Annotated in this window: 17 protein-coding genes and 1 pseudogene; 6 read left to right on the top strand and 12 right to left on the bottom strand. The window is 43.7% G+C overall.

Annotated features, from left to right (window positions below):
• Positions 1 to 91 precede the first annotated feature (91 nt).
• The 10 genes from AACU32_RS31965 to AACU32_RS31920 form a co-directional block, all read right to left on the bottom strand.
• Positions 92 to 841: a glucose 1-dehydrogenase gene (locus AACU32_RS31965; RefSeq protein WP_096605816.1), complete on the bottom strand. Its 750-nt coding sequence runs from the start codon at positions 839 to 841 to the stop codon at positions 92 to 94.
• Between the two features lie 132 nt (positions 842 to 973).
• On the bottom strand, positions 974 to 1,513 hold the full coding sequence (locus tag AACU32_RS31960; RefSeq protein WP_096605814.1) for an SgcJ/EcaC family oxidoreductase: 540 nt from the start codon (positions 1,511 to 1,513) through the stop codon (positions 974 to 976).
• Between the two features lie 36 nt (positions 1,514 to 1,549).
• The gene (locus AACU32_RS31955; protein ID WP_096608264.1) at positions 1,550 to 3,136 is read right to left on the bottom strand and encodes a GMC family oxidoreductase N-terminal domain-containing protein; all 1,587 of its coding nucleotides are present in this window, start codon (positions 3,134 to 3,136) and stop codon (positions 1,550 to 1,552) included.
• A gap of 177 nt (positions 3,137 to 3,313) precedes the next feature.
• A complete protein-coding gene (locus AACU32_RS31950) occupies positions 3,314 to 4,123 on the bottom strand; it encodes an alpha/beta fold hydrolase (RefSeq protein WP_096605812.1) in 810 nt (269 codons plus the stop codon).
• 99 nt (positions 4,124 to 4,222) lie between these two features.
• Entirely contained in the window at positions 4,223 to 4,780 is a 558-nt protein-coding gene (locus tag AACU32_RS31945) for a DsbA family protein (RefSeq protein WP_096605810.1), read from the bottom strand.
• 206 nt (positions 4,781 to 4,986) lie between these two features.
• A complete protein-coding gene (locus AACU32_RS31940; RefSeq protein ID WP_096605808.1) occupies positions 4,987 to 5,616 on the bottom strand; it encodes a response regulator in 630 nt (209 codons plus the stop codon).
• Positions 5,613 to 8,402: a PAS domain-containing protein gene (locus tag AACU32_RS31935; RefSeq protein WP_096605806.1), complete on the bottom strand. Its 2,790-nt coding sequence runs from the start codon at positions 8,400 to 8,402 to the stop codon at positions 5,613 to 5,615. The genes AACU32_RS31940 and AACU32_RS31935 overlap by 4 nt, the downstream gene beginning before the upstream one ends.
• Before the next feature lie 170 nt (positions 8,403 to 8,572).
• Positions 8,573 to 9,178, bottom strand: a complete 606-nt coding sequence (locus tag AACU32_RS31930; RefSeq protein ID WP_096605804.1) for a DsbA family protein — start codon at positions 9,176 to 9,178, stop codon at positions 8,573 to 8,575.
• 263 nt (positions 9,179 to 9,441) lie between these two features.
• Entirely contained in the window at positions 9,442 to 10,071 is a 630-nt protein-coding gene (locus AACU32_RS31925) for a response regulator (protein WP_096605802.1), read from the bottom strand.
• On the bottom strand, positions 10,055 to 16,966 hold the full coding sequence (locus AACU32_RS31920) for a PAS domain-containing protein (protein WP_339378437.1): 6,912 nt from the start codon (positions 16,964 to 16,966) through the stop codon (positions 10,055 to 10,057). Before AACU32_RS31920 ends, AACU32_RS31925 begins: the two co-directional genes overlap by 17 nt.
• 109 nt (positions 16,967 to 17,075) lie before the next feature.
• Between AACU32_RS31920 and AACU32_RS31915 the strand changes: the two are divergent.
• From AACU32_RS31915 to AACU32_RS31905, 3 genes and pseudogenes are all read left to right on the top strand, one after another.
• Positions 17,076 to 17,309 (top strand): annotated as a pseudogene (locus AACU32_RS31915) (transposase); the annotation flags it as partial.
• Positions 17,310 to 17,836: 527 nt separating this feature from the next.
• Positions 17,837 to 20,596 (top strand): NHLP bacteriocin export ABC transporter permease/ATPase subunit, encoded by a 2,760-nt coding sequence (locus AACU32_RS31910; protein ID WP_339378436.1) that lies wholly within the window; start codon positions 17,837 to 17,839, stop codon positions 20,594 to 20,596.
• 313 nt (positions 20,597 to 20,909) lie between these two features.
• Positions 20,910 to 21,071, top strand: coding sequence for a hypothetical protein (locus AACU32_RS31905; RefSeq protein ID WP_339378435.1), 162 nt, complete (start codon positions 20,910 to 20,912; stop codon positions 21,069 to 21,071).
• Between the two features lie 103 nt (positions 21,072 to 21,174).
• Here AACU32_RS31905 and AACU32_RS31900 read toward each other — a convergent pair whose 3' ends face one another.
• Positions 21,175 to 23,436: an NHLP family bacteriocin export ABC transporter peptidase/permease/ATPase subunit gene (locus AACU32_RS31900; RefSeq protein ID WP_096605794.1), complete on the bottom strand. Its 2,262-nt coding sequence runs from the start codon at positions 23,434 to 23,436 to the stop codon at positions 21,175 to 21,177.
• Between the two features lie 179 nt (positions 23,437 to 23,615).
• On the opposite strand from AACU32_RS31900, the gene AACU32_RS31895 reads away from it, so the two are divergent.
• From AACU32_RS31895 to AACU32_RS31885, 3 genes are all read left to right on the top strand, one after another.
• Entirely contained in the window at positions 23,616 to 25,055 is a 1,440-nt protein-coding gene (locus tag AACU32_RS31895; RefSeq protein WP_096605792.1) for an NHLP bacteriocin system secretion protein, read from the top strand.
• Positions 25,056 to 25,232: 177 nt separating this feature from the next.
• Positions 25,233 to 25,703, top strand: coding sequence for a DUF192 domain-containing protein (locus AACU32_RS31890; RefSeq protein ID WP_339378434.1), 471 nt, complete (start codon positions 25,233 to 25,235; stop codon positions 25,701 to 25,703).
• Between the two features lie 63 nt (positions 25,704 to 25,766).
• The gene (locus AACU32_RS31885) at positions 25,767 to 26,276 is read left to right on the top strand and encodes a hypothetical protein (RefSeq protein ID WP_339378433.1); all 510 of its coding nucleotides are present in this window, start codon (positions 25,767 to 25,769) and stop codon (positions 26,274 to 26,276) included.
• Between the two features lie 67 nt (positions 26,277 to 26,343).
• Here the strand turns inward: AACU32_RS31885 and AACU32_RS31880 are convergent, their stop codons facing one another.
• Entirely contained in the window at positions 26,344 to 26,484 is a 141-nt protein-coding gene (locus tag AACU32_RS31880) for a hypothetical protein (RefSeq protein ID WP_339378432.1), read from the bottom strand.
• Positions 26,485 to 26,494 lie beyond the last annotated feature (10 nt).

Below are 26,494 nucleotides of genomic sequence, written 5' to 3'. Positions count from 1 at the left end.
TCTTGAAAGTAGTCCCGCCAGCTTTCGGGTAAGGCTTCACGGCAGCCCGACATTAACAGAGATCAGTTTCATCTTTAACTCCTTTTGGACTTCAAATCTGTGCCATACCACCATCGACAAACAACTCAATGCCGTTCACAAAGCTGCTGTCATCTGAAGCCAGAAAAACAACCGCTTTGGCAATCTCATCCGGTGTGCCGACTCGCCCTAATGGAATAGTGACAGCTTGGCTGTCCACGAATTCTTGCAACTGCTGGTCATTCAGTCCCAAATGATCGTAACCAGGAGTCGGAACAACACCAGGGCTAATGGCATTCACTCGGATCTTGCGTTCTCTAAGGTCGAGTATCCAATTCCGAGCAAACGATCGCACGGCGGCTTTGGAGGCACTGTAAACACTGAATGCTGGTGTACCTTTTATAGAAGTAATCGAAGCATTCAAAATAATAGAAGCGCCCTCTGGCAAAAGTGGCAGTGCCTTTTGTACGGTGAACAGCAAACCTTTAACGTTTGTGTTGAATGTTTTGTCAAAGTGTTCCTCAGCGATCGCTCCAAGTGGGGCAATTTCTCCAACGCCAGCATTAGCAAAGATGATATTGAGGTGTCCTTGCTCTTGCTCAATGGTGGCAAACAGGCGATCGAGGTCTGCCAGATTAGAAACATCGCTCTGCACAGCCGTAACATTTTTACCAATGGCTTCTACAGCAGTATCCAGTTCGGCTTGGCGACGACCTGTGATGTAGACATAGGCTCCTTCAGCAACAAACTGTTTGGCTGTGGCAAGACCGATACCACTGTTGCCACCCGTGACAAGGGCGATTTTTCCTTGTAGTTTTTTCATTATGCTAATCCTCTGATTGTTGGGTTTTAAACGGTCAGTTGCTAATGGAGAGTAGAGTCAGGAGGAAGAATAGTCAGCCCGTATTGGGGAGCTAAGGCGATCGTCTTTTGTATTTTAACTTAGTACCATTCCTTACATCTCCTTTGATTGCTCTGCTTGATGACGCTGCTTGAGACTTACAACGAGGTCAGTCACTTGACGTTGAGCCTCTGCGCTCAGTGAGTCAAAGTCGTCTAAGAAGAATTGACGTTCTAGCGTTAACTTCCGGGTATTGAGCAACCCTTCGATTTGCCAACCTTCGTCGCCTTTCGTTATGACGTATAGCGGCAGCGAATTTCGTGACGGTGAAGCTTCGGTTTGTCCGGGCAGTATTACCCTGATAACTAAGAGCATGAGCGCGAGTTGCGAGTTCACGAAGCGGATAAAATCCACCTCACCCTCTAGGCGTGTTCCTTTAACAACTGTGTCGAACAATTGTTGATGAAATGCAGCGATTTCTTTTCGACCCTTGAGATGCGTACCCTCGAACGTGATAAAATCGGCAGTTTCGCTGAATGGGGCAGCGAAGCCTTCGCCGCTACCTCGATTCCAAGCATCAATCATCTGGCGATGGAAAGCACGGATTGCCGACTCGTCAGCAATAGTGGTGGTTTGAGCTGTTTGTAAATTCATAGTTTTGAGTTTTCTTTTTAAGTGATAAACCAGTTCTCAAGCAGCATAGAGGGGTTTATTGGCAATGCTTTGTGAGGTACGCTCCGCTTTAATTAAATCTGCCGCTTTTTCGCCAATCATGATGGTCGGTGCGTTCGTATTTCCCGTGGTGATTGTTGGCATGATGGAAGCATCAACAACTCGCAATCCCTCAACCCCATGTACCCGCAACTTAGGATCGACCACTGCCATTGGGTCAATGCCCATTTTGCAAGTGCCAACTGGATGCCATACAGTGCTGCAAGTGTCCCGAATGTAAGCTTCCAGTGCTGCATCACTCTGAACGTGGGAACCTGGAGCAATCTCTTCACCATGAAAATCATCAAAGGCACTGGTGTGAAATAATTGGCGGATTAATTTAACTCCCTCAACCAACTTCTGCACATCGGCTTGACTTTGTAGATAATTCATCCGAATGGTTGGTGCTTCTTTGGGGTCAGGCGATAGCGAGGCGCTGCTGCCTCCGGCAGGACGCAAAGTGACGCTACCAATATTTTGGAGACAGGTAAGAGAGACTGCACCTGTAAATCCAAAATCAGCAGGAGTATAACCAGGTGACAAAAATTGAATCGGGCCGAAAAAGAACTGCAAATCTGGTACTGCCTCCACATTACCCTTGCTATGCAAAAATAATCCGGCTTCAACTCCATTACTAGTGATAGCAGGGTGTATATCTTGAGTAACTTCTTGAACGACAGAAGTGAGAATGTGATCCTGAAGGTTTTGACCGACACCCGGCAAATCTGCAACAACAGAAATTCCCATCGCTTGCAGATATTGTGCATCCCCAATACCAGAAAGCGTTAGCAGTTTGGGCGAATCAAACGCACCCGCACTTAAAATCACTTCTTGGTTGACTCTAACCTGGTGGAGCGTACTTTCATGCAGATATTCCACTCCCACACAGCGAGTGCCTTCAAACAGCAATCGCGTCACCAATGCCCCTGTCATTACGGTCAAATTAAGACGATGGAGAATAGGTAGGAGAAAAGCAGAGGCAGCACTGTGCCGTTTACCATCTTTGACCGTTAACTGATAGAATCCTACCCCTTCTTGCTGTACACCATTAAAATCAGGATTGTAGTTGTATCCCATTGCCACACAAGCATCTACAAAGCGTTGAGAAACCACAGCAGGGGATATCAAATCGGTAACGCTCAACTCCCCATCAACCCCGTGAAATTCTGATGCGCCTCGTTGCTGGTGTTCCGATTTCTTGAAATAGGGCAAGACATCAAGGTACGACCAACCGGGATTTCCTAATTCCTGCCAGCGATCGTAATCGTGAGGATTGCCCCGGACATACATCATAAAATTAATCGAACTGCTGCCCCCTAAGACTTTGCCACGGGAACAAAACATTTTGCGACCCTTCAGGTAGGGTTCCGGCTCAGAAAAGTACCCCCAATCCACTTCAGAGCCTATTAGACTAAAGCATTGCGCTGGAATTTGAATTTCTGGTTTTGTAGCTGGGTTGCCCGCTTCGAGGAGTAACACGGTTGTGTCACAGTCTTCGGTTAAACGATTGGCAACCACACAACCAGCCGAACCTGCACCAATTACAATATAGTCATAGTGACTCATAGCATTCATCGTTCATCTCCCTAATGTGCGAATGGTTAGTGCAGTAAGGGTTGACTGCGATCGACTTCAGTGATAGCTGTATTTTGAGTCGCCACGATCAAATCTCCGAGAGTCAATAATTAAGTTTGTTCTATTTGTATGTACCGAGAAACTGCTTCTCTTAGGATTGGGATTACTTCACACAGCCGTGCTTGCTGCTTCAATCACTTTAGTAACTTCTTTTGGATGAGAGATAAAAGGAACATGACTGGAGTTAACTTCGGTTATCTTAGCACCAATCCGTTTAGCCATAAATCGTTGAAGTTCGGGGTTAATGGCGCGATCGCTTTGAGTCACGATAAACCAGGAAGGAATTGTTTTCCAAGCGATTTCATTGACTGATTGCTCAAAGGCTGCGCTGGCGATTGGCTTTTGGGTTGCTGCCATCACTCGCGCCTCAGCCTTTGATACGTCCTGGGCAAAAAATTCGTGAAACTTCTTGCGATCGACATAGAGAAAGTTTGCAGCATCAGACATGATCGCCGTACTAATCGGAGGTGCTGCGTACCTTTTATTTAAATCACTCGTCTTTTCACCTACATCTGGTGCGAAAGCATTAACATAAACCAGAGCTTTTACCTGTGGATTGCCAGCTGCTGCACCCGTAATCACATTTCCAGCATAGGAATGTCCAACTACTACAACAGAACCTTTTTGATTATTAATCGCCCGCTTTGTCGTTGCTACATCATCAGCAAGCGAGGTGAGGGGAATCTGCACAGCAGTCACTCTGTAGCCATCTTGCTCTAACAATGGAATAACGTGTTGCCATGATGTACCGTCAGCATAAGCTCCATGAACGAGAACGATCGCAGGTTTAGAGTTGGACGCTTGAGGTAATTCCTGGGAGGTGGCTGGTGTTGGATGCATTGATATTCTCACGACAACACTTAATGCAAATAACCACAGCAACAATTTTTGAACTTTTTTCCATGTAAAAACTATCATGGCGATCGCCTCTGTATTCTTGCTAAATTGCTGAAATCTCTAATTCTTGTCGTCCGTATAGAAGTTATGAAATACTTGTTGGGATAAGCATCAATAACCTTAATTATTTGCAGCAACAATGGCTGCCATTATCTGCTCAACAGTCCAGCGATCAAGATAGCGAATTCCATTAATAAACAAAGCGGGTGCAGCCTCCACTCCACTTCGCAGTCCACCTTCGATATCTGCATTGATCCGATTGACATACGTTCCCCTGGATAAATCCTGTAAAAATTGAGAAATATCAAGTCCTAAACGATTGGCGTACTCCACTAGATAGCCATTTCCCAACTCCTGTTGATGGATAAACAGCATCTCATGCATTTGCCAAAACTGCCCTTGAGCCGCAGCGGCTTCCGCAGCTTGCGCTGCCCGTTGAGCATGGGGATGAATCTGTACCTGAGGAAAATGACGGAAGATAAAACCTAAATTGTTTTCTCCAAACTCCAGCTTCAATTGCTGCCCGGCAACTTTAATTAATCGATAGACGTTGGCACTTTGAAAACATTCATAATCTCCATACATGACGCAGACTACAGCAGCATTCAGTACACCTTGAATATGATCCTGGGTTGAAGGCAGAACGAATAAAGAACGATTATCGCGGTCGTAAGTCATGTTTCGGTTTGTATTAAGCAAACTTAAGCCTTACAACCCAACTGCGCTAACGTTGCTATGGATTTAATATAGATAATTGACCTTTTGTTGTCATCCACTCTGGGTTGACATTTTTGTACAATCGAGTGATGGATGAACCCGTCCAGCTTGCAGTGGAAGGTTTTCTCCAACTAAAGTTGGAATTTGGATACCAACTTTAGTACAGCTTACAAGCTGACAATTCCACGCTTAACAGCAGTAATCACGGCTTGTGTGCGATCGCTCACACCCAGTTTGCTTAAAATTCGATTTACATGGGATTTGACGGTACTTTCACCAATATTTAAAGCAGTCCCAATTTCTTGATTACCCTTTCCTTGTGCCATCAAACGCAGCACTCCCAACTCTCGTTCGCTGAGTTCTGGATTGCTCATTCGCTGCAATAATTTTGCGCCCACTTCTGGCGGAATGTATTTCTGATTATTATAGATGGCGCGAATCGCATTCAAAAGCTCGCCAGGTTTAGCATCTTTCAGCAGATAGCCTTGAGCGCCCGCCTGCAAGCCGCGATAGATATCTTCATCGCCATCGTAGGTTGTGAGTACGGCGATCCGAGCCTGCTTAAATTCAGCACAAATCGCCATAATGGCTTCAACACCTTCCATTTGGGGCATTCGTAAATCCATTAGTGTGACATCAGGTTGGTGTTCTCGAAACGCGGCGATCGCCTGTTGCCCATCTTCAGCTTGAGCTATTGCTGTCATTTCTGGATCGCGGTTAATGATGGTTGTTAGACCCTTTCTGACTATGGCATGGTCGTCAACAATCAGCACTCGAATCGTAGTGGATTGGCTCATTGTAATTCTCCCACTCGATTGATAGTGACAATAATTTCTGTTCCCTGTCCCGGTTGGCTTTGAATTGTTAGTTGTGCGCCAATGCGCTCTGCTCGTTCGCTCATTCCTAATAAGCCAAACCCACCGCTCAAAGGACTGCTACCTACTCCAAAGCCCTTGCCATCGTCTTTAACCCTTAAGATACACTGTGTCTCGTTGTACACTAACTCAACCCGAATTTCGCCAGCATAAGCGTATTTAATCGCATTGGTTAATGCTTCCTGCCCAATTCTGAGTAAGTTATTCTCCACTTCGGTTGATAAGAAATAGGCTATACCCTGAGTTTCGCAAATCAGAGCCGTGTCGGTCGTTGCTCGCATTTGAGCCACAATACGATGCAATGCACTCTCTAAATTACCTTCTTCTAGTAGCCGCGGACGGAGTGCTGATACGGATCGCCGCGCCCCTGCTAGCCCAGCGCGTGCTAGTTCCTCAATCATTTCCAGATGTACTTGGGTTGCTTCTGGGTCGTCCGCCAGCACTTGTGTTGCTGCTCCCACCTGAAGCAGAATACCTGTGAAGGATTGAGCTAGTGTATCATGAATTTCTCGCGCCATTCGGTTGCGTTCTTCTAAGATAGAAGTGTGTTCAGCTCGTTTACGATCGCTAATGTCTGTCATTAGACTGTAGAAACCCTTTACCTGAGAATTGTCATCGAAATCAGGAATAAAGGTCGCGCTGATGCACCGCTTATCATCCGGAAAAGGGATTTCTGCTTCTAGAGGGACAGTTTGCCCTGCAAACACCTGATTAATATACGGCTCAACCCGTTCATAAACCGCCTCACCGAGCAGTTGACGAACAGGGTTGCCCAAAATTTCATCACGGCTACGGTTGAACCAAACCTGATATGTACGGTTGATAAATTGAAAGCAGCGATTGGCATCGACGTAGCTAATCAGAACGGGTAGAGCGTCGGTAATCAGTCGTAATTCCTGCTCCTGTAAGCGAAGCTCGTCGTAGACACTGCGTAGCTCTGCTTCGTTTGCCTGCAATGCTGTCGTGCGTTCTGCAACTTCTTGCTCTAGGGTGCGATTGTATTCTGCTAAAAGCTTCTCTGCTTGTTTACGTTCGGTGATGTCTTGAAAGGCTGCGATCGCATACAGAATGTTGCCAGACTCATCAAAAATTGGAGTTCCCCAACTTTCGATCGGAATGATGCGATTCCCCTGGTGAATTTCGATATCATCTACACTGCCCTGTTCGCCGTTTAGCGCTCGCCTAATCATCAGTTGTTCGGTTGGGTAGGGGCGATCGGTTCCAGCCACATAGAGTTGATAGACCTCGGCAATTTGCTCTGGGGTGACAGACGGCAGCACGCTCTTGCCCAAGAGTTGGATTGCCTTCTGATTCGCGTAATAAGGGCGACCTGTTGCGTCTATAACCACAATTCCTACCGGAACCGACTCTAAAATTTTCTGGAGGCGGGTTTCACTTTGGGCGAGGGTCTGGTTTAAAGACTGCATTTTGGCAAATGCGATTTGAAGCTGCTGTGCCATCTGGTTGAACGATCGAGCCAGTTCGCCCAAATCGCCCGATCGCTCAATTTCTACCGTCTGATTCCATGCACCGTCTGCTAGGGCTTTTGCCGATTGACTGACGCTGACAATCGGTTTAGCGATCCATCGGGCAATCAAAATGCAGATCGCAATGCCAAGCAGCAAAACTGCAATACAAAGCAGAATCGTCGTGTGGATGCTTTGATTAATCTTGGCCATGAAATCGGATTCAGGCAACACTGTGACAATCAGCCAGTCTAGCCCACGAGTATCTTTGAATGGCATCACCTGAATCAACTGCCGCCTGCCATCGAACTTAAAATCAAGCTGTTCCACAGTCTGGATCTGCCACAAATCGCTGAAATGCTGGCGCAAATAGGCAACAGTAGCTCGCACGGTAGGGTTACGGCTCTCAACTGCGGACAATCGATTTGCTGCCGCCCCAGGACTTATGATCGCTTCTCCGGTGGAAGTGGCAACCAGTTGCCCCGATCGCTCTAGAATAAAGGCGATGCCTGTCTTGCCAATTTGCAGGCTAGCCAAAAAACGGCTCATCTCATTAGGCAGAAATACATCGGTGGCGCAGACTCCCAACAGCGATCGATCGGCAGTGCTATAAACAGGCGTACTGGCGGTGATCGTTGGCAACTGGCTAGCAAAGTCGGCATAGATTCCACTCCAGATTGGCTCGCCTGCTGTTACTGCTGCTTTATACCAGGGGCGAACCCGCGCATCGAAGGCTTTGTTGTTTTGAGTGATTAACTGGTCTCGCTGACCATTGCGATCGAGGCTGTAGCCGTAGAGTTTACGATCTGTAGCAACATTACTTGACCGCAGTTCGATTGAGCGATCGGCAGGGCTACGTCGCACCCCCAGAAGAGAACCTTTGCGATCGCCACAGTAGATATCACTTACCATTGGATAAATCTGAATTTGCTGCCAGAGTGGAAACTCACCTTTGACTGCACTAGGGTCAATTTTTCCCTGAGCGAAGGTGCTGGCATTGAGCCGATTGATGTTATGGGGTATCTCAGTATAGGTTTGTAGTTTGCCTTCGATCCGGTTCGTCAGTTCGCGCCGCAGTTGACTGGTGAGATCGTTGATGGCTTCCTGTCTATTTTGGAAGGAAAAATATCCCACTAAGCCGACTGTCACCAAAGTTTGCAGCACAAACGGCACAATCAAAACCGTCTGCAATGGCACCGTTCTGGAAACTTGAGCTACAACTTGCTTGAGAAGACTGCTCATCAATCAGATTCCTCATTTAGGGCAGTTCGCGCAGGTTAGTCCATTGACGAAAATACTAATGGTTTGCCAACCCAAAAATGCTGGGTGAGGGCGGAGTAAAGGGCAAGGGGTAAAGGGTAAGGGATTTAAAACCTTTCCCCTTTCCCCCGCCAAGTGAACTTGGCGAACTACTAGCCATGAGCAGCTCCAACGATCGCAACAAGTAGTGGCTCAAGCTCGAAAGCGTCTCTATAACGCACACCATTGATAAATAAAGCTGGAGTGCTAACTACCCCACTATCCATTCCGCTGGCAATGTCTTGATTGATGCGATCGACATGCACTTTTTGGGCAATGTCTCGAATAAATTGAGTTACATCAAGCCCTAAATTGTCAGCGTATTCTGCTAAATACCCATCTTCTAGCTCTTGCTGATGCTTCAATAGCATCTCATGCATCTGCCAAAACTGCCCTTGTGTTGCTGCTGCTTCTGTCGCTGCTGCTGCCTTTTGAGCTTGAGGATGGATTTGAGGTTGCGGAAAATGTCGGAATACAAAGCATAGAGAATCTCTCCCGAATAAGGTCGCCTCAAGCTGGCGTTGAATTGCCTGAATTGAGGTATAAAGTTCACTACATTGGGAACACTGATAATCCCCATACTCAACAAGCACAACGCGAGCATTCAACGATCCTTGTCGATGGTCTTGCTCAGAAGGAAGTACAATTAATTGATTGCGCTCTGCTTCGCAGCTACCGCAAGAGGCACGAGGTGTGCCCTCAGGAATAACATCGCTCATTCTAAACCCTCATTTTAAATCTTTGAGGGAAAGAGATTCATCGCGTGCGCTCTGAAATTTCTTTCCTTCAAGCCTATAATCGTTTGTATGAGTTTAATGTATGAGACTTGCTTAGGCTTGTCGTCAATTCAGGGTCTATATTTTAATCAACAAAATGATTGAGGATGAGTCAATTTGAGGGAGTAGAACGAATCAAACTCAGGTTTGATTGCCTCACAGACTAAAATTAATTGTGAACCCAGGCAGAAGTACCATCTTTGCTTTTACAAGCTAGCAATTCCGCGTTTCAAGGCAATAATGGCTGCCTGAGTGCGATCTTTAACATCTAGCTTGCTTAAAATTCGGTTGATATGAGTCTTCACTGTACTTTCACTAATATTGAGAGCAGTGCTAATTTCCTGGTTGCTCATGCCCTGTCCGACTAACTGGAGAACTTCTAACTCACGATCGCTCAGTTCTGGAGCAGTCAGCCGTTGGACTAGCTTGGCAGCCACGTTGGGGGGAATATACTGTTGTCCCTTGGTCACTGTCCGAATTGCTGTCAATAGTTCCTCTGGCTCAGAATCCTTCAGTAAATACCCCTTTGCCCCGGCTCGCAATCCTTGATAAATCTCTTCATCGGTGTCATACGTGGTCAGCACAATAATTCGGGCATTGGGAAACTGATTGCAAATAACCGTAATCGCCTGAACACCTCCCATCTCAGGCATCCGTAAATCCATCAAAGTCACATCAGGTTGCTGTTGCACAAAAACTGCGATCGCTTCATGCCCATTTCGCCCCTGACCAACAATGACAATATCTGGAGCCTCCTCTAACATTCCGATCAAACCTTGGCGGACAACAGGATGATCGTCCACAACCAGAACGCGAATGCTACTGGGTTGATTCATGCTGACTTAACCCCCGATTAATGGATACCACGATCTCTGTCCCTTGCTCTAAGTCACTTTGAATCTTTAATTCAGCTCTAATGCGTTCAGCCCGTTCTGCCATCCCCAGTAAACCAAAACCATTCCGCATCGCCTGGTTTTCTACATCAAATCCCTGCCCATCGTCTTTAATTCGCAAGCTGCATTGGGTCGGTTCATAGATCAGTTCAATGTGGATTTCACTTGCTACAGCATGTTTGATTGCATTTGTCAAAGCTTCTTGCCCAATCCGAAACAGATTATTTTCCAGATCGGAGGATAGGGGATAGGGTGTACCCATGACTTCGTAGACGATTTGGGTGGCGATGGAGGAGTCTAATTGAGCAGCAAGACGGCTTAAGGCATCCTGTAAGTTACTGCTCTCTAAAAGGTATGGGCGGTGTAGTGCCTCTACTGAACGACGTGCCTCCGCAAGCCCAGAACGGGCTAAGTCGAGGATTTGAGTGAGGAGAGTTTGCGCTTTTTCTGGGTCTGCCGTTACCTTATTGGAGGCAGAGCGAGCATGAATGATAATACCTGTAAATGCTTGGGCTAAAGTGTCGTGAATTTCCCGCGCCATGTGATTGCGCTCTTCTAGAATGGAGGCTTCTTCAGCTCGTTTGCGATCGGTGATATCTCTTGCCAGCCAAATGACAGAATGTTCTGAGATGGGAGAGATGCGAGTTGCAAACCAGGTTTTCCAACCTCCCACAATCGAGCTATACTCAATTGTTAGGGGCTGCTGAGTGCTTAATGCTTGCCGAATACAGCTAAGAAATGTATCGGCTTGCGATCGCTCAAAAATTTCGGAAAATGTTCGACCCACCTGTTCGTCAATCGGGTTAGATAATTTCTCTGACTCAAGCAGGGTTGCTCTCAAAATCCGCCCTTGTGCATTTACTACCAAAAGCGGATCGGGCATTGCACAAAAGAGCGCCCGAAGTTCTGCTTCGGAGGCTTGCAACGCTTCTTCTGCCTGTTTGCGTCTAATTCCTAATGCAATCTCGCGGGCTGAAAACTCCAACGCCTCAAAGTTGGACGACGGAATGGGATGTCGAGTAAACATCGCTATAACTCCAACAAGCTGCTCATCCAGCAGTATCGGATAGCCCGCAAATGCCACCATGCCTTCTCGTTTTGCCCATTCTTGATTAATGGATGATTCATCAAACACATTGTTAATCAACAGAGGACGGCGTTCCTGAGCAATTTGTCCAACTTTGACGCTACCTACAGGAATTAGACTGTACTCACCGTCAAGACGGGTATACATCCCCGCACTGGCTTGTAACTCCAAAATATTCTTGTCTTTATTTAGCGTCCAAATCCGAGCAAATGCCGCATTAAAGTGCTTAACAACGGCTTGGGCACAGCGATGCAGCATCAAGGGCAAACTAGCACTTTGAGCCAAGGCACTATCTACATCGGCGCGAAAATCGGAGAGGATTGCCTGTTCTCGAAATTGAGCCTCGGACTGACGCAACACTTCTTCTGCTTGTTTGCGTTCGCTAATATCTGTCATGATACTGTAAAAGCCTCTGACTTGAGCATTGTCATCGAAATCAGGGATCAAGGTCGCGCTGATGCACCGCTTATCGTCCGGAAACGGTATCTCTGTTTCTAGAGATACCGTTTGCCCTGCAAAGACCTGATTAATGTAAGGCTCAACTCGTTGATAAACCGCCTCACCGAGAAGTTGGCGAACAGGGTTGCCCAGAATTTGATCGCGGCTACGGTTAAACCAGACCTCATAAGTATGGTTGATGAATTGATAACATCGATTGGCATCTACATAGCTAATCAGAACTGGTAGAGCGTTGGCAATCAGTCGTAATTCCTGTTCGCGATGGCGCAATTCTGCTTCACTTTGCTCTAAAGCTGCCGTTCGTTGGGCTACTTGTTGCTCTAGGGTACGATTGTAATTGGCTAAGAGATGTTCGGTTTGTTTGCGCTCTGTGATGTCTTGAAAGGCTACAATCGCATAAGCTACCTTGCCCTGTTCGTCAAAGACTGGCGTTCCCCATGCCTCAATGGGAATAATAGTCTCGCCTTGGTGAATCTCTAAATCATCCGTTCTTGTACGTTCGCCTTTTAACGCTCGGACGATTGGCATATCCTCAGGGGAACATTCTCGATCCGTTCCAGCCAGGTAAACTTGATAAACTTCTGCAAGATGATCTGGTGTTGCGGTAGGATCGACACCTTTGCCTAGTAGCTGAATGCCTCGTTGATTAATATAGTAAGGGCGGCCAGTCGCATCTAAGACCCCAATTCCCACTTGAACCGCTTCTAAAAATTGATTTATCTGACTTTTGCCGTCGCGTAGTTTCGAGTAGAGTCTAGCATTTTCGATCGCGATCGCTGCTTGAGTAGAAAGTAGATTTAAGACTTGCGATCGCGTAGCGTCTTTGAAGGGGACTCGATCTAGTGTAAATACTCCAGTTGCTAATTGATTTTCTAGATACAACACGCCAACAAGTTTACTTTGATTCAATAGCGGCAAACAAAGAAGTGATTTTGTTTGGTTCTGCTGAATATATGGCTCATTGATAAAATGACTTTCGCTAGTTGCATCATTTAATATGACAGATTCATGAGTACGGATAACATAATTAATAATTGATTCAGGTAAACGATTTGCAATTGGGAGCGATTGCAACACTTGCGTAGCATAGACCTTCTCATCATCATTGAGTTCACAAGAAGCTTCGATCGCCCATTTTCCTGAGTTTTCCAAAATCAAAAATCCTGTTTGTGCGCCAGCATTTTCGATTAATATCTTCATTAAGGAACTGAGTAACTTATCCAATTCAATTTCACTCGAAATTGCCAGGGAAGCTTTCATCACTGCTGCTAAATCGAAAGCTATAGGTAAGTGATTAGAGGAAGTTCCAGAAGTAGTGCGAATTGGCGTGTGAGCTATGCTCGACGATTGAGGAAATAGTTGAGGATAACGAGTCTCTAAATCTTTAACCTTTGCTCTTGCTCCCCAGCGTTCATAGCAGTAGTGAGCTTCTTTCATGTAAGTTTGAGCAAATTTTCCCCGACCACGAGCTAAGTAAAATTTGGCAGCTAACTCATAAGCTAATGCTTCTTCTTGGATATATTCATTTTGCTTCGCTCCCTGAATTGCTTGCTCATAAAATTCTTCTGCCTCAAGCAACTGACTCAAGACTCGCGCTTTCTCTGCCTCAACTAAATGATACTTGTGCAAATAATTCATTGGCGCATAATATGCCCAGCGTTTCATTTCCTCTTGCTTTGCCGTAACTTTTTTGAAGATTTCTGCCTGTACTTCGGTGCTGCTTTCAGGATATATAGCCAACCTTGCTAACGCATCATAGAAATAGTATAAAGGAGCAAGCGGTGTGCCTATAATTGGGATGAAATAAGGTTCTGCTAAATCTGAGTTTTCAATTGCCTGAGCATACTCAGAAAAGAGATAGCACAGATAAAGTTTATTAAAATAAGCATCAAAGATTGCTGTTCCATCATTTGCTACTTCATGTTTTGGTAATCCGTCCTTTTCATTGTAAAATTGACCAATTAGATGGATTGGATTAACCGAATATCCCATCAAGTTTGCGATCGCCTGCTGAAACGTTTGATTCCAGGTCAGTGCTGTTTTCTGTTTGATTCGACTAATCGCTTCATTGTAGGTTGTCATAGCGTATTCAACCTCTACGAGTTCTTTCCCAACAACATAGAGATGAAAACAATAGCAATGCGCGCAATAAGCTGCGAATTCTAAATCCCCAGTTTCTAGTCCAATTTGATAGGCTTCTAGCAATGGCTCCAGTGATTCTTTAATATGCTCTTTCCAATGCAGGACGTGTTCATGTGCCATGAACAATGTCCTGGCTTTGAGTGAATGGGTATTCGGTTGTGATAACAGCCCCAGAGCAAGCTGTCCAAACTGATAACCAGACTCGATGTCTCCAACCAAACCACAAAGAATTAATCCAAAAATGGCATAGGAGAAAGGCGAAACAGACGCATTGCCATATAAGATTGACAAATTGACTTGTTTAGATGTGATTGGTAGCAGTAAGTTGGGAGCAGCAAATTTAGCTGCGGTCGTGATGTCTGATAGGATTTGCATAGCTGCCAACTTTTCTGGCTCAACCATGTTAGGCAAATGAATCAAATCCTCAATTGTTTTTTCATCCAAGAAGGATGTGATTATATCTAACTCAATACAAACATCCGGGTGACTTGGCTGTTTAAGGAAAATTATTCCCAATTGTTGTAAAATCTGCAATCCCGTATTGACTGCTTGCAGAGGTTGGTTCTGCGCGATGTCAGCCTGAATTTTGACTCTGTAAACTGTTATGCGATCAAGAACTGTTTTAACATGTTGCAGAACGATCGCTGCCCATCTTTCTACATCTTCAAAATTGCCGCACAGAAACGCGACTTCTGTTGTCTCTACGTATAAAGCTAAGGTCAACTCATAATTTGTTTCCCAAGTAGCGGCTTCTAGCCATTGTCTACCGATAGCTAAATAGTTTCTTGCCGTACTATAAGCGATCGTTACCTTTGCTTTTTGCCCTGCTATCAAGTTCAATTTGGCAATTTCATCTCGTTCTGTTTGATTAGTAATTAGTTCAATTCCATGATTGAGATGATCCACAATTTCAAACAGTCGATCTGATAGACGAACTGCTAATACTTCTTTAAGCAAATTGCGACCAATTTGAAGATGAACTATTTGTTTATTTGACTCATCAGTTAGAGCGTAAGCTGCTTGCTGAACGCGATCGTGCAAGAACTTATACTCTTGAATTAACAAGTTTTCATCTAATTCAGATAGTGGTTGAATTAATCCAACTTGTATGGCTGCTAGTAAATCTTGAAAAACTGTTTCAGGTGGTTTATCACAAACAATAGATAAAGTATCTAAATTAAATTCAGCACCGATACAAGCTGCTAATTGGAGAATTTGCTGTGTGTTTTCTGGTAATTTATTTAACTGGATCAGTAGCAACTCCACCACATTATCGGTAATATCCTGGGCTTGAATATCAGCTATGTTCCATTGCCAGCATAAATGTTCAGCATCAAATGTCAGCAGATTTTCGCTATACAACATTCTCAAAAATTCATTGACAAAGAACGGATTGCCCTCAGTTTTACGCAAAACTAACTCAGCTAAAAGACGAACGATGTCTGCATTCCGATGCAGCGTCTCGGTAATCAACTGATTCAACGGCAAGAGCGTTAAGGGTGCTAAAATAATTTCCTGAAGTACTACCCCTTGTTTTCGCAGTCTCTCTAGCATTAATGCTAATGGATGCGTTGGCTTTACTTCATTATCTCGATAAGCCCCAATCAAAAATAGTGATTGGGCTTGCTCATCCAGCAGCATCAACTCAATTAAATTCAGCGTTGCTGAGTCTATCCATTGCAAATCATCTAAGAATATCGCCAGGGGATGTTTTTTTGAACAAAACACCCGCACAAATTGCCCAAAGATTCGATGAAAGCGATTTTGAGCTTCAGTTGCTCCAATCTCTGGTACGGGCGACTGCTTGCCGATAATTAATTCAACTTCTGGGATGATATCAATGATGATTTGTCCGTTGCTTCCCAAAGCTGTAAGTAAGAGCGATCGCCACTGTTGCACTTGGTAGTCTGGTTCGCTGAGCAATTGCTGTACCAATTTTTGCAGAGCAGATGCGATCGCGCTGTAGGGAATATTGCGCTGAAATTGATCAAATTTACCAGAGATAAAATAGCCGTGCTTTTGGGTAATTGGTTTATAGATTTCCTGCACTAACGCAGATTTACCTACTCCCGCATAGCCAGATACCAACATCATTTCGACTTGGAATTTTGGTTTGCCTCTTTGTTCGCTTTGTGAAGTTGTTTCTGAATTGTTTGGTAAAGCAGCAACGGGATTTGACTCTGGACACGCTACACGATCAAACGCCGCCAGTAACATTGCAACTTCCTTTTCCCGTCCATAAAGTTTTTGGGGAATTTGAAAGCGATCGCAAACGTCTTGAAACCCAAGTTGAAAGCTAGAGATTTGACCGATTTGTGCTAATTGTTCAGCACAGATTTCTAAATCCGCTTTGATGCCCCAGGCACTTTGATAGCGATTTTCAGCATTTTTCGCCATCAGTTTGAGAATTATATCTGAAAATGGCTTGGGAATTGTTGTATTTATTTCATCAGGCGGAATAGGATATTTGGCAATATGACAATGGACTAGCTCAAGTATGTCCGTTGTGGGAAACGGCAGATATCCAGTTAGCATTTGGTAAAATGTCACGCCCAGCGAGTAAAAATCGGTGCGGTAATCAAGTAAACGGTTCATCCGCCCGGTTTGCTCTGGAGATAGGTATGCGAGTGTCCCTTCTAAAACATGAGGACTTTTGAAAGTCGGATTCGTGCGGTTAAATTGGGTGGCAATTCCAAAGTCAATAATTTTGACAACACCAGTATCCAGATTGAGAACTATGTTTCCTGGGTTGATATCTTTATGAATGACATTGGCTGCGTGGATTCTGCCTAGAATATCGGTGAGGGCGATCGCAAGACTTAAAAATTGGGATAAAGGCATCGGGCAGAAAATATCTGGACGCTTGTGCATCCATTGCTCTAAGGACTTTCCTCCAAAATCTTCTAAGAGAATCACCAGAGTGCGTTGATAGTCTTGCTGACTATATGCCCTCACCACTCCCTCCAAGTTGAGGGAACGGGTAATTTTATATTCCTGTCTGTAACGGGTTAGTTCTTGAGGTGAGGGATAATCAAGCTTTAGCATTTTTACTATGATCGCGACCCCATCCTCTCTAATGCCCCGATAAACTAGAGAATTAGAACTTTCATATATCTTGTTTTGGATGGCAATACCAGGTAGAGCAATCATAGAGCAACTCTTAAGATTATAATCTGCCATACCTCAAACTATACAGCAATTCTCAAAATGAGAATTGCTGGGAGCGGCCAGGATTCTATTGGCTGGCACGCAGATAATGAATCATCGATGCCGTGAAGTTCAGCAATTGTGGTCAAAGTGGGAAGAAATGGGTTTGTATATCTTCTTTTTACCTAAATATTGTTCTCAAATGAACCCCATTGAATTGGAGTGGCAACACCTCAAAAAAGATGAATTAGCCTCGAAAACCTTTGAGAATGAGTTAGATCTTGACTACGCTGTGATTGATGGAGTTGAAACACGAGCAGAAAAATCCTGGAAATGGGCAAGATAAAACTTGGAAGTATAAATTGCACCTTGATGTACTTAATCGTCTACTAGAACACCGCAAGTGCAAAAATGAACTTTCAGAATTCAATGCAGAACAACACCTTAGATCAGATTCTGAAACTACTAAACCACAACAAAACAGGAAACAGAGGATTGCATTCCCCGCATGGGTGGCCGTAGGAATCACAATGTCTGGCGGATTCGTGTATACGCCTTCTCTTGATGCAGTGGCGTTGCACTTGTTGATGCGGCGGTTTGCTCACCAGCTAAAACAGTAAATGTTAAGCCAATGCTTTCAACTTGTTGTAGAGTTTAGAATTCGCTCTCATTTCCAGTAAAAAGCAGTTTCTACCTTAGAATATCCACCAACGGAAGACTAATTAATGATCCATTCCATAAAAAGAGTATCTTTCTTTCAAGCACCCAAATTATAGCAGCAACAAAATATACAGTTAGGCTAAATTGGTATATTGGCTTACTGATAATATTTAGCGATCGCTCTTTTATAAGAGTAAAACTCGTCAGCCCCTTGTGTTTAGTGTTCGCTACTTTTTCAGCAAAAGTCTAAAACTTAACTTTGTTGCCGATCGCATGACTGACTTACTTAATTTTTATACTGACCTACAAGTAATTAAAAGCAATAGCCCTTTCCCGCTAAATACAAGCGATACAGTGTGGATGCTAAAAGGTGGTGCAATGGCAGTATTTGCGATCGCTACTACCAACGGTAGCCCCCAAGGTGCGCGACGTTATCTATTCGATGTCAATCAGGGAGATGTGCTGTTTGGTACCGCAACGGTATTAGAAGGGCTGTCTCATGGATTAATTGCCGTTGCTTATGAAGAAACGCATTTAGTATCGATTAATTTGGCAGACTGGGTAAAGCAAGTAATCGCCAATAATGAATGGGAGACAGTTTTTCAGCCGTTGCAACAGTGGAGCGATCGCTTAGTTGAAGCTTTTCAAGCAGCAGATATTTCACTCAATGGTATCAACTTAGCAGGACTAGACACTTTTGATTTGGTCAGCGAACACCTGGATCAATTCCACGCTGATGTTTTACTTTGCTTGCACCAACTCGACCAAAAAGAGACTTTAACACGCTTTGAGCAATTTCGTTCGCGGCAGCAATTGAATCAAGAGGCGAGCGATCGCGCCATCCGTAATTTTACCGCTATTTTTCGCCGTTCAGAAGTAAAAGTTTTACCGGAAGGAACAGCTTTATTAATTGCGGCTGGGGCTGTGGGTAAAGCTATGGGGATTGAAATTCGTCCGCCAGGAAAATCAGAAGACCCCAAGCGCGTTAAAGACCCCTTAGAAGCGATCGCCCGCGCCTCGCGAATTCGGCTTCGCCAAGTTATTTTACGAGGTGCTTGGTGGGAGTTTGACTCAGGCCCAATTTTGGCATACACGGCACAAGATCAACGTCCCTTGGCTGTGCTTCCTGTAGGTAGAAATCGTTATGAAATATTAGATCCCGAACAACAATGCCCCATTCCCCTCAATGTCAACACAGCTCAGTTGATTTCACCTGTAGCCTATGTTTTTTATCGACCATTCCCAGACAAAGTACTCAAATCCTTAGAAATTCTCAAGTTTGCTACAAAGGGGACGCGGCGAGACTGGGTAACGGTTTTGCTCTTGGGCGCGATTATTTCTCTATTTGAGATGGTAACTCCTCAAGCAACAGCCATTTTAATTGACAATGCCATTCCTAGCGCCAATCGGGGGTTGATTTTTCAACTTGCTTTGGGGTTGCTAGCGGTGAACTTTGGTAGCACGATGCTGAATTTGGTAGATAATATCGCTATCATGCGGGCGCAAACCCAGGCTAAAGTACAAACTCAAGCAGCAATGTGGGATCGGCTGCTCAAGTTACCCGTTCCGTTCTTTCGCAGATACACAATTGGTAACTTGCAAAGTCGGGTTGCAGGTATCCAAAAACTGCACCAAATTCTCAGTCGCAGTGCGATTAGGTCACTTTCCCACAGTTTCTTTGCTTTATTAAATTTAGCTTTGCTGTTTTCTTACAGTTCTCAATTGGCGCTGGTAGCAATGGCAGTGGCAGCAGTTAACGTGGGAATGACGCTGTTTTCGTTTATGATTTCCCGCCAAAAGATGATTCCCATGCAAGAACTCAGTGGGGAAATATCTGGGCTGACAGTGCAGTTGATTGGTGGAGTATCTAAGCTGCGGGTTGCTGGTGCAGAACAGAGGGCATTTGCTTATTGGTCGCAGATGTTTGGGCAGCAACTCAAGCTAATGCTGAGTACGGAAGCAATTGAAGATGGGGTAACATTGTTTAACATGATTTTGCCTACAGTCAGTTCTATGCTGATTTATGGTACGGCGATACTCATTGCCCAAGCGCAAACCCAAGGACAGACAGGGTTTTCTACAGGAACATTTATTGCTTTTAATACGGCTTTTGGTACGTTTGTCAGTGGAATTACGGCTTTAAGTGGAACCTTAATTAAGGTGATGGAAGTTGCTGTTATCTGGGAGCGAGTGCAGCCAATTTTGACAGAAAAGCCGGAAGTTGATCAGGAAAAAACCGATCCGGGGCTATTAGCGGGGGGAGTGAAGCTAGATCAAGTCAGTTTCCGCTACCAGGAAGATAGCCCCCTAACCTTGGATCGAGTGACGATTGAAGCCAAGCCAGGAGAATTTATCGCTTTGGTGGGGCCTTCTGGGAGTGGTAAGTCTACAATTGTCAGGTTGCTGCTGGCTTTTGAACAACCAGAGCAAGGGACGATTTATTACGATGGGCAGGATGTGTCGGGGTTGGATATCTCTGTGGTGCGACGGCAGTTAGGTGTGGTGTTACAGAATGGTCGGATTAATAGTGGTTCAATTTTCAAAAATATTTCTAAAGGTGCGTTGGTAACAATAGATGAAGCTTGGGAAGCTGCACGGATGGCTGGATTAGCCCAGGATATCGAACAAATGCCGATGGGAATGCACACTGTAATTTCCGAAGGGGGAACGAATCTTTCTGGAGGTCAGCGTCAGCGGTTGTTAATTGCTCGTTCTTTGGTTCTTAAACCGAAAATTCTGATTTTTGATGAAGCGACAAGTGCTTTAGATAATCGCACCCAAGCAATTGTTAGTGAAAGTTTGGAAAGGTTAAATGTCACAAGAATTGTCATTGCTCACCGTTTGAGTACGATTCGCAATGCTGACCGCATTTATGTAATTGTTGCAGGGAAAGTGATGCAGGTAGGAAATTTTGAGGAATTGATGTCTCAATCAGGAATATTTGCTGATTTGATGGCACGACAAGTAGCGTGACTATAACAAAACAAATTTTTCAAACACAAGTTTTTCAACAGACTATTACCAGTAGTGGTTTATTGTAGTTTTTACAACATTTTATTCATGCGTATTTAGACGTAGAAAATACTGCATTTTCTTTATATTATTAATACAACGCTGCTACTTAATAAGTCATTATCTTTACAAAAAATCAAATTAAGTAGCCTAAAATAGGCAAAGACGAATACAGAGAAGGTTGTAAAAATTAAAACTATACATAACTATGTATGTAACAATATTCTCTCTGTAAACGAAGACAACCCAGTAGCATAACAAGGGAAAACCAAAGATGAAAGTTGAAACTCAAAAAACTATCACCAACGTAGTAGATAACGGAGAGTTGTCATTACAGGATTTAGAATGGGTCTCTGGTGGTCAGAACGGAGAAGATTATGAGGAACAATCAGAACGACAAGAAGAAGAAGAATCAGGGCCACAAGAACGCAATTAAGCAAAGCAATGTAGCTTAACATCCAATTCTTCTGAAAATATCCATTTCCCCAGAATGTTCTTAACGAATGTTCTGGGGAAATTACATTTTATAGTACTTAATTTCACTCCGCTTGAATCAATCTCCTATAAGCCCCGTCCACACTCTTCATCTGGTCATGAGTCCCCCGTTGCACCACCTTTCCCCGTTCCAGCACAATAATCTCATCGCAATCACGAATTGTACTTAAACGGTGAGCCACAATAATACAAGTGCAACCGCGTCGGCGGATATTTCTATCAATAATTTTCTCTGTATTGGCATCTAAAGCACTCGTCGCTTCATCCATTACCAAAATTGACGGGTTATTCACCAAAGCACGGGCAATTTCTAAGCGTTGGCGCTGTCCACCACTTAAGTTAGATGCACTTTCCAGTAATTTACCATCCAAACCGCCAGAAATCGCCATCACTACATCCAAAATGGCTGCATCCTGACAGGCTTTCATTAACTGCACATCAGGAATTGTTTCATCCCACAAAGTCAAATTCTCCCGTACCGTACCACCAAACAGAAAAATCTCCTGCTCTACCATCGCTAAAGAATTAGTAATTACTGCACGGGGAATTTGCTGTCGGGGAACACCATCGAACAAGATTTCGCCATCCCAAGGTTGATAAAGTCCAGTAATCAATTTGGATATTGTAGACTTTCCCGAACCGCTACTACCCACAAAAGCCACCCGTTGTCCTGGTGTTAGGGTGCAACTAAAATTTTTAATTAACGGTGCTTCTACCCGACTGTATCCAAAAGTCAGATTGCGAATTTCGACATATCCCTGCAAGTAACATTTTTCGACAGGCCAAGCATATTGAACAGGTGATTGCTCAATAGTAGCTGCCTGTTGCAATGATGAATCTGTGGGGTTTTGCAGCACATCATCTAAGCGTTTCATATCACCGTTGAGTGTCTGAATGGTTGTTCCCAAGCCAAGCAAAGTATTTACAGGACTTTGGAACTTACTCATGAGGCTTTGAAATGCAACCAACATCCCAATAGTCAAATGACCATCAATTACCCGCAACCCACCGATAACTAACAATAACATCGTCGTTACGGATGAGAGAAATAATGGTAGCAGCGATACCCACTGTTCATCTTGGTACATTTCCTGCTCGGCACTGGTGAGTTTGGCGTAGTATCCTGCCCAACGACTAAAAATATCGGATTCTAGCGCACCAACTTTAATGGTTTCAATACTTTGTAACGTTCCAATTTCGACTCCAGCTAGTTTGCCTTGGTCTTGGGCTAACCTCATACTAGTATCAATTCGACGGCGAGATCTCAACTGAATAGCGGTAACATTAATCACAACAGCAGCTACACCAATCAGTGTTAACAGCCTGTCATAAGCCAGCATCATTGCTGCGTAGAAAACAATCATGACTGCATCAATGACGCTTCTAGCTAACTTTCCTGATAGTATTGAGGCAACTTTTTTATTAATCGCAATGCGATTGCTAATTTCTCCGGCATAACGCTGGGCATAGAAACTAGAGGGTAAGCATAACAAATGCCAAATAAATTGCCCAGTCATGCTGATGGACAGTCGCAGATTGAGATATCTCAGTTTTCGTAATTGTAGCAAGTTCATCACAGCTTGCAGCAATGCGATCGCTCCCATCCCAATTAACATTGGTTGAAGCCAGTTTAACCTGTTTTTCATCAAGACATTATCTATAAATACTTGGCTCATAGCGGCTAGAGCCAAATTAGGAATTACTAATAAAAAGCCAATTAAAACACAAAATAACAGTTCGCTAAAGGAATTTTTCAGTCGAGAGTATAACGCACCAATAATATCTGCTTTCTTACCACCTTTTTTAAACTCCGCACCCGGCTCCATTACCAACACTACACCTGTATAGGCTTCGTCAAATTCCTCAATTGTGACGCTACGGGGGCCAGTCGCCGGATCATTTAAGCAAACACGCTGACGCAGTTTTCCACCACCAGTATTGCCAACAAATCCTTCCACCACCACAAAGTGATTAAAGTTCCAAAATACGATAAACGGTGGTTTAATTTCTTGAAGCTGTTGGATGTCTTTTTTAAAACCCTGAGCCTGCATTCCATAACTTTGTGCTGCTAATATCATGTTCGAGGCTTTAGAGCCATCACGGGAAACACCACAACTCACTCGCAATTCTGGCAAAGGAACTATTCGCCCGTAATAGCTGAGAATAATACCCAAAGCTGCTGCTCCGCATTCGACAGCCTCCATTTGTAATAAAGTCGGCGTTCTCATCCGAGTGTTGTAATATCTGGGTTTTGGGGTTGGTTTTTTTATCGCAGCAGCTTGCTTGAATTTTTCAAATAATTGCATAATCAATCCTGAAATCGAACAGGCAGAAGGCACAAGGTAATAAAAATCACAGCTAACAAGATAAATTCTTCAATTTTCTGGCTTGTCTACTCCTTATAAGAATTCAACTAAATTCCTCAAGGTATTGATTAATATAAGGATATCTCCTACTTAGGAGATAGTATAAAAAATACTGGTATATGAAAGTCAAAAAATTGAACCTATTTCGTCCAAAAGCCTTAGAGAAGCTTGCATCTCCAGAGCAACTTGATTTTCTAGTTCCGTTGGTACATTCCAAGGACTGGGTTATATTAGCTACATTTAGTGGACTAATAGCTGTTGGGCTGGTGTGGAGTATTTTTGGACAGATTCCAGTCGAGGTGGAAGGTAAGGGAGTATTAATACAACCGGATGCCGTGGTTCCACTGAATGCTCCTATCAATGGACAGATAAAAACGCTGAATGTTCAATCTCACCAGTGTGTTCGTAAAGGAAGAGTATTAGCAACTTTAGAGCCAATCGAGTTGAAGGAACAGCTCAAACTTCAACGTGGTAAACTTGTTCAACTTCAAGCTCAGGCTCAGGATTTTGCAAATATCCAAGAACAACGCATTGCTTCCGAACAACTAGAGATTGCTGCGTCGCGGACTCAACTGCTGCGACAACTACAAACAACTCAAAGTTTGTCACCAGATCTGAAAACTAAAAGTATAAATGCACTACAACAGCAGCGCATCAGTCTGCAACAAAGATTGCAGAATGCTCAAGCAACGGCTCCAGCGTTGAAAGACTCTTTGCAGAAGCGTCAAGAACTAGCAAATGTAGGAGCAATTTCTCAAACTAATTTGATTCAAGCTCAACAGGAGTATAATCGCATCTTGGAAACAATTACAGATGCACAAGCACAACTAAAGCAAACAGAAGTTACTGAGGCGGAAATTCAACAGAAATATGACCAAAATGTCAATATTATTAGTGATATTCAGACTCAATTGCAACAGCTAAAAACTCGTAATCGGCGTTTAGAGCAAGAGAAATTAGAAACAAGAAACAATCAAATTAATCAAATTCAGGAAGTGAAGCGCAAGGTTGATGAATTAGAAAGTGAAATCGCTCGTAATAGCCAAATTATCAGTTCTTTTGATGGTTGCTTGTTAGAATTTGCAGTTACACCAGGACAAGTGATTAATCGCGGGGATAATCTGGGACGAATCAACGTTGATGGTAAGCAAGACACCACAATTGTCATGGCTTATTTTCCTTCAGGTATTCAATTAACTTCTTATTTTGACAAAGAAGTAGCTATAACTCCAAATAATATCTCTGATGGCGAAGGAGCAGTCATCGGCAAACTCGTTTCTGCATCCATCCTACCAGTTACTAAACAGGGAGCAGCTACAAGCATAGGAAATGATGAAACAGTTTCCAATGTTGTTGGTTCTAGGGGAGGAAAAATAGAAGCAAAAATTGCAATGGAACGAGATTTATCTACTTACAGTGGATATCGTTGGACTTCTGGTAAAGGGCCTAAAGTCAAACTCACGCCTGGAATGTCGGTACACGTAAAGATCAAGGTCAAAGACCGCGCTCCCATTACTTTGTTGATACCAATGTTAGAAGAAATTTTAGATCGTTCTTAACCATCTTAAATACAATTGCTAGTTATAAGTTAATGCTGCGATATATTGCTGTAGTAATCGCTTTCTAGCAAAATCCAAAATCCGGAATTTTTCAGGAATAAAGATGTGTTACCACAGTAAATTTACTACAAATTACATCAGATAAATTCTCATTTTATGTATAAAAGTATAATTTGGATGGCTATTATAGCTATTACATTCCTTTTAGGAAGCTGTTCATTAAATGTTTCTGACTTAATTTTATTTTTAAAAGCTGAAAATACTCAACCGCAGTCACTTGAAATTAGAGCTTCTTTTAAGGCTAAGGGAAAAACTATTTTTCTGGAAGTGGCAGAAACAGAAGAGCAACAAAAAAAAGGCTTAATGTACCGCACTTCTCTAGCAGATGATCGGGGAATGTTGTTCCCATACAACCCACCTAGACAAGTTTCATTTTGGATGAAAAATACACTCATCCCTTTAGACATCATATTTATCCGAGATGAACAAGTGAAATTTATTTTGCATAACTATCCTCCCTGCACAAGTTATCCTTGCCCAAGTTATGGCCCTTTTGTACCTGTAGATCAGGTGATTGAAATTCCTGCGGGACAGGCTAGCAAATTGGGAATTAAGGTTGGTGACGATTTAGTTGTTCAAATTAAGTGATGGGACTTCAGTAGCAAAAATCAAAGCTCTAGAGAGCCAGTCCACTAAATATATGTTGACAAAATGTTAAGTATGTGGATTGGGACAAAACGCCTATTTTGGGCTAAATATTTAGGTCTGGTTTTTAGTGATCGCATTAAAACGGAGATCCTAAATGTTCAACTTAAACAACACCCATATTATGCATTTTATGTCAACTACTTCTACTGGACTGGCGCTCTAGAAGACCCATGCTTGGGAGCGGTGAAGAAATATTGGGTGAATAATGTGCCTGGGGCAATGCCTTTGGCGAGCTTTGCTAACGCACGAGTGAAGGAAGGAATTCACGAGGGATGGTGTGATAATCCGACTGGCTTATTTATCAACAGCTGCAAGAGTGGGGCTAAGGGCAAGAATGTGGTGACATCAGATGTGAGTGCTTGGTTTGAGTGGGCGCGACGGGAAAGAATTGCGTTCCCCGAAGGGGTTGCCGCAGGCATCGCAATGTCACAGGGATTGGTATATACACATAATGGGGATGCGGTGGAATTACAGGAGATGATGCGGCGGTATCCGCTTGAGCTAAAAGAGTAAACAGCAACCCCAATTGTCACCACCTCCAACAATTTTGCCTTTTCGCAATCGAAAATCCAAATTGTTGTTACCAGCGAGATTTGCAATAGTTTTCAATCTCTTCGTCTGTTGTCAGCTTGCTAGTTAAATTTCCACTCCGCACAAATAAACAGCGTTGCATTTCTTGATGCAGTCGCTCATGGGGGAAACCCCCAAGACCGCGCTGCATCGCTTTCTCA

This window comes from Calothrix sp. NIES-2100 (assembly GCF_963875285.1).
Lineage (GTDB): Bacteria > Cyanobacteriota > Cyanobacteriia > Cyanobacteriales > Nostocaceae > Aulosira.
The sequence above is the reverse complement of the archived record's forward strand: the minus strand, read 5'-3'. Positions and strand labels throughout refer to the sequence as shown.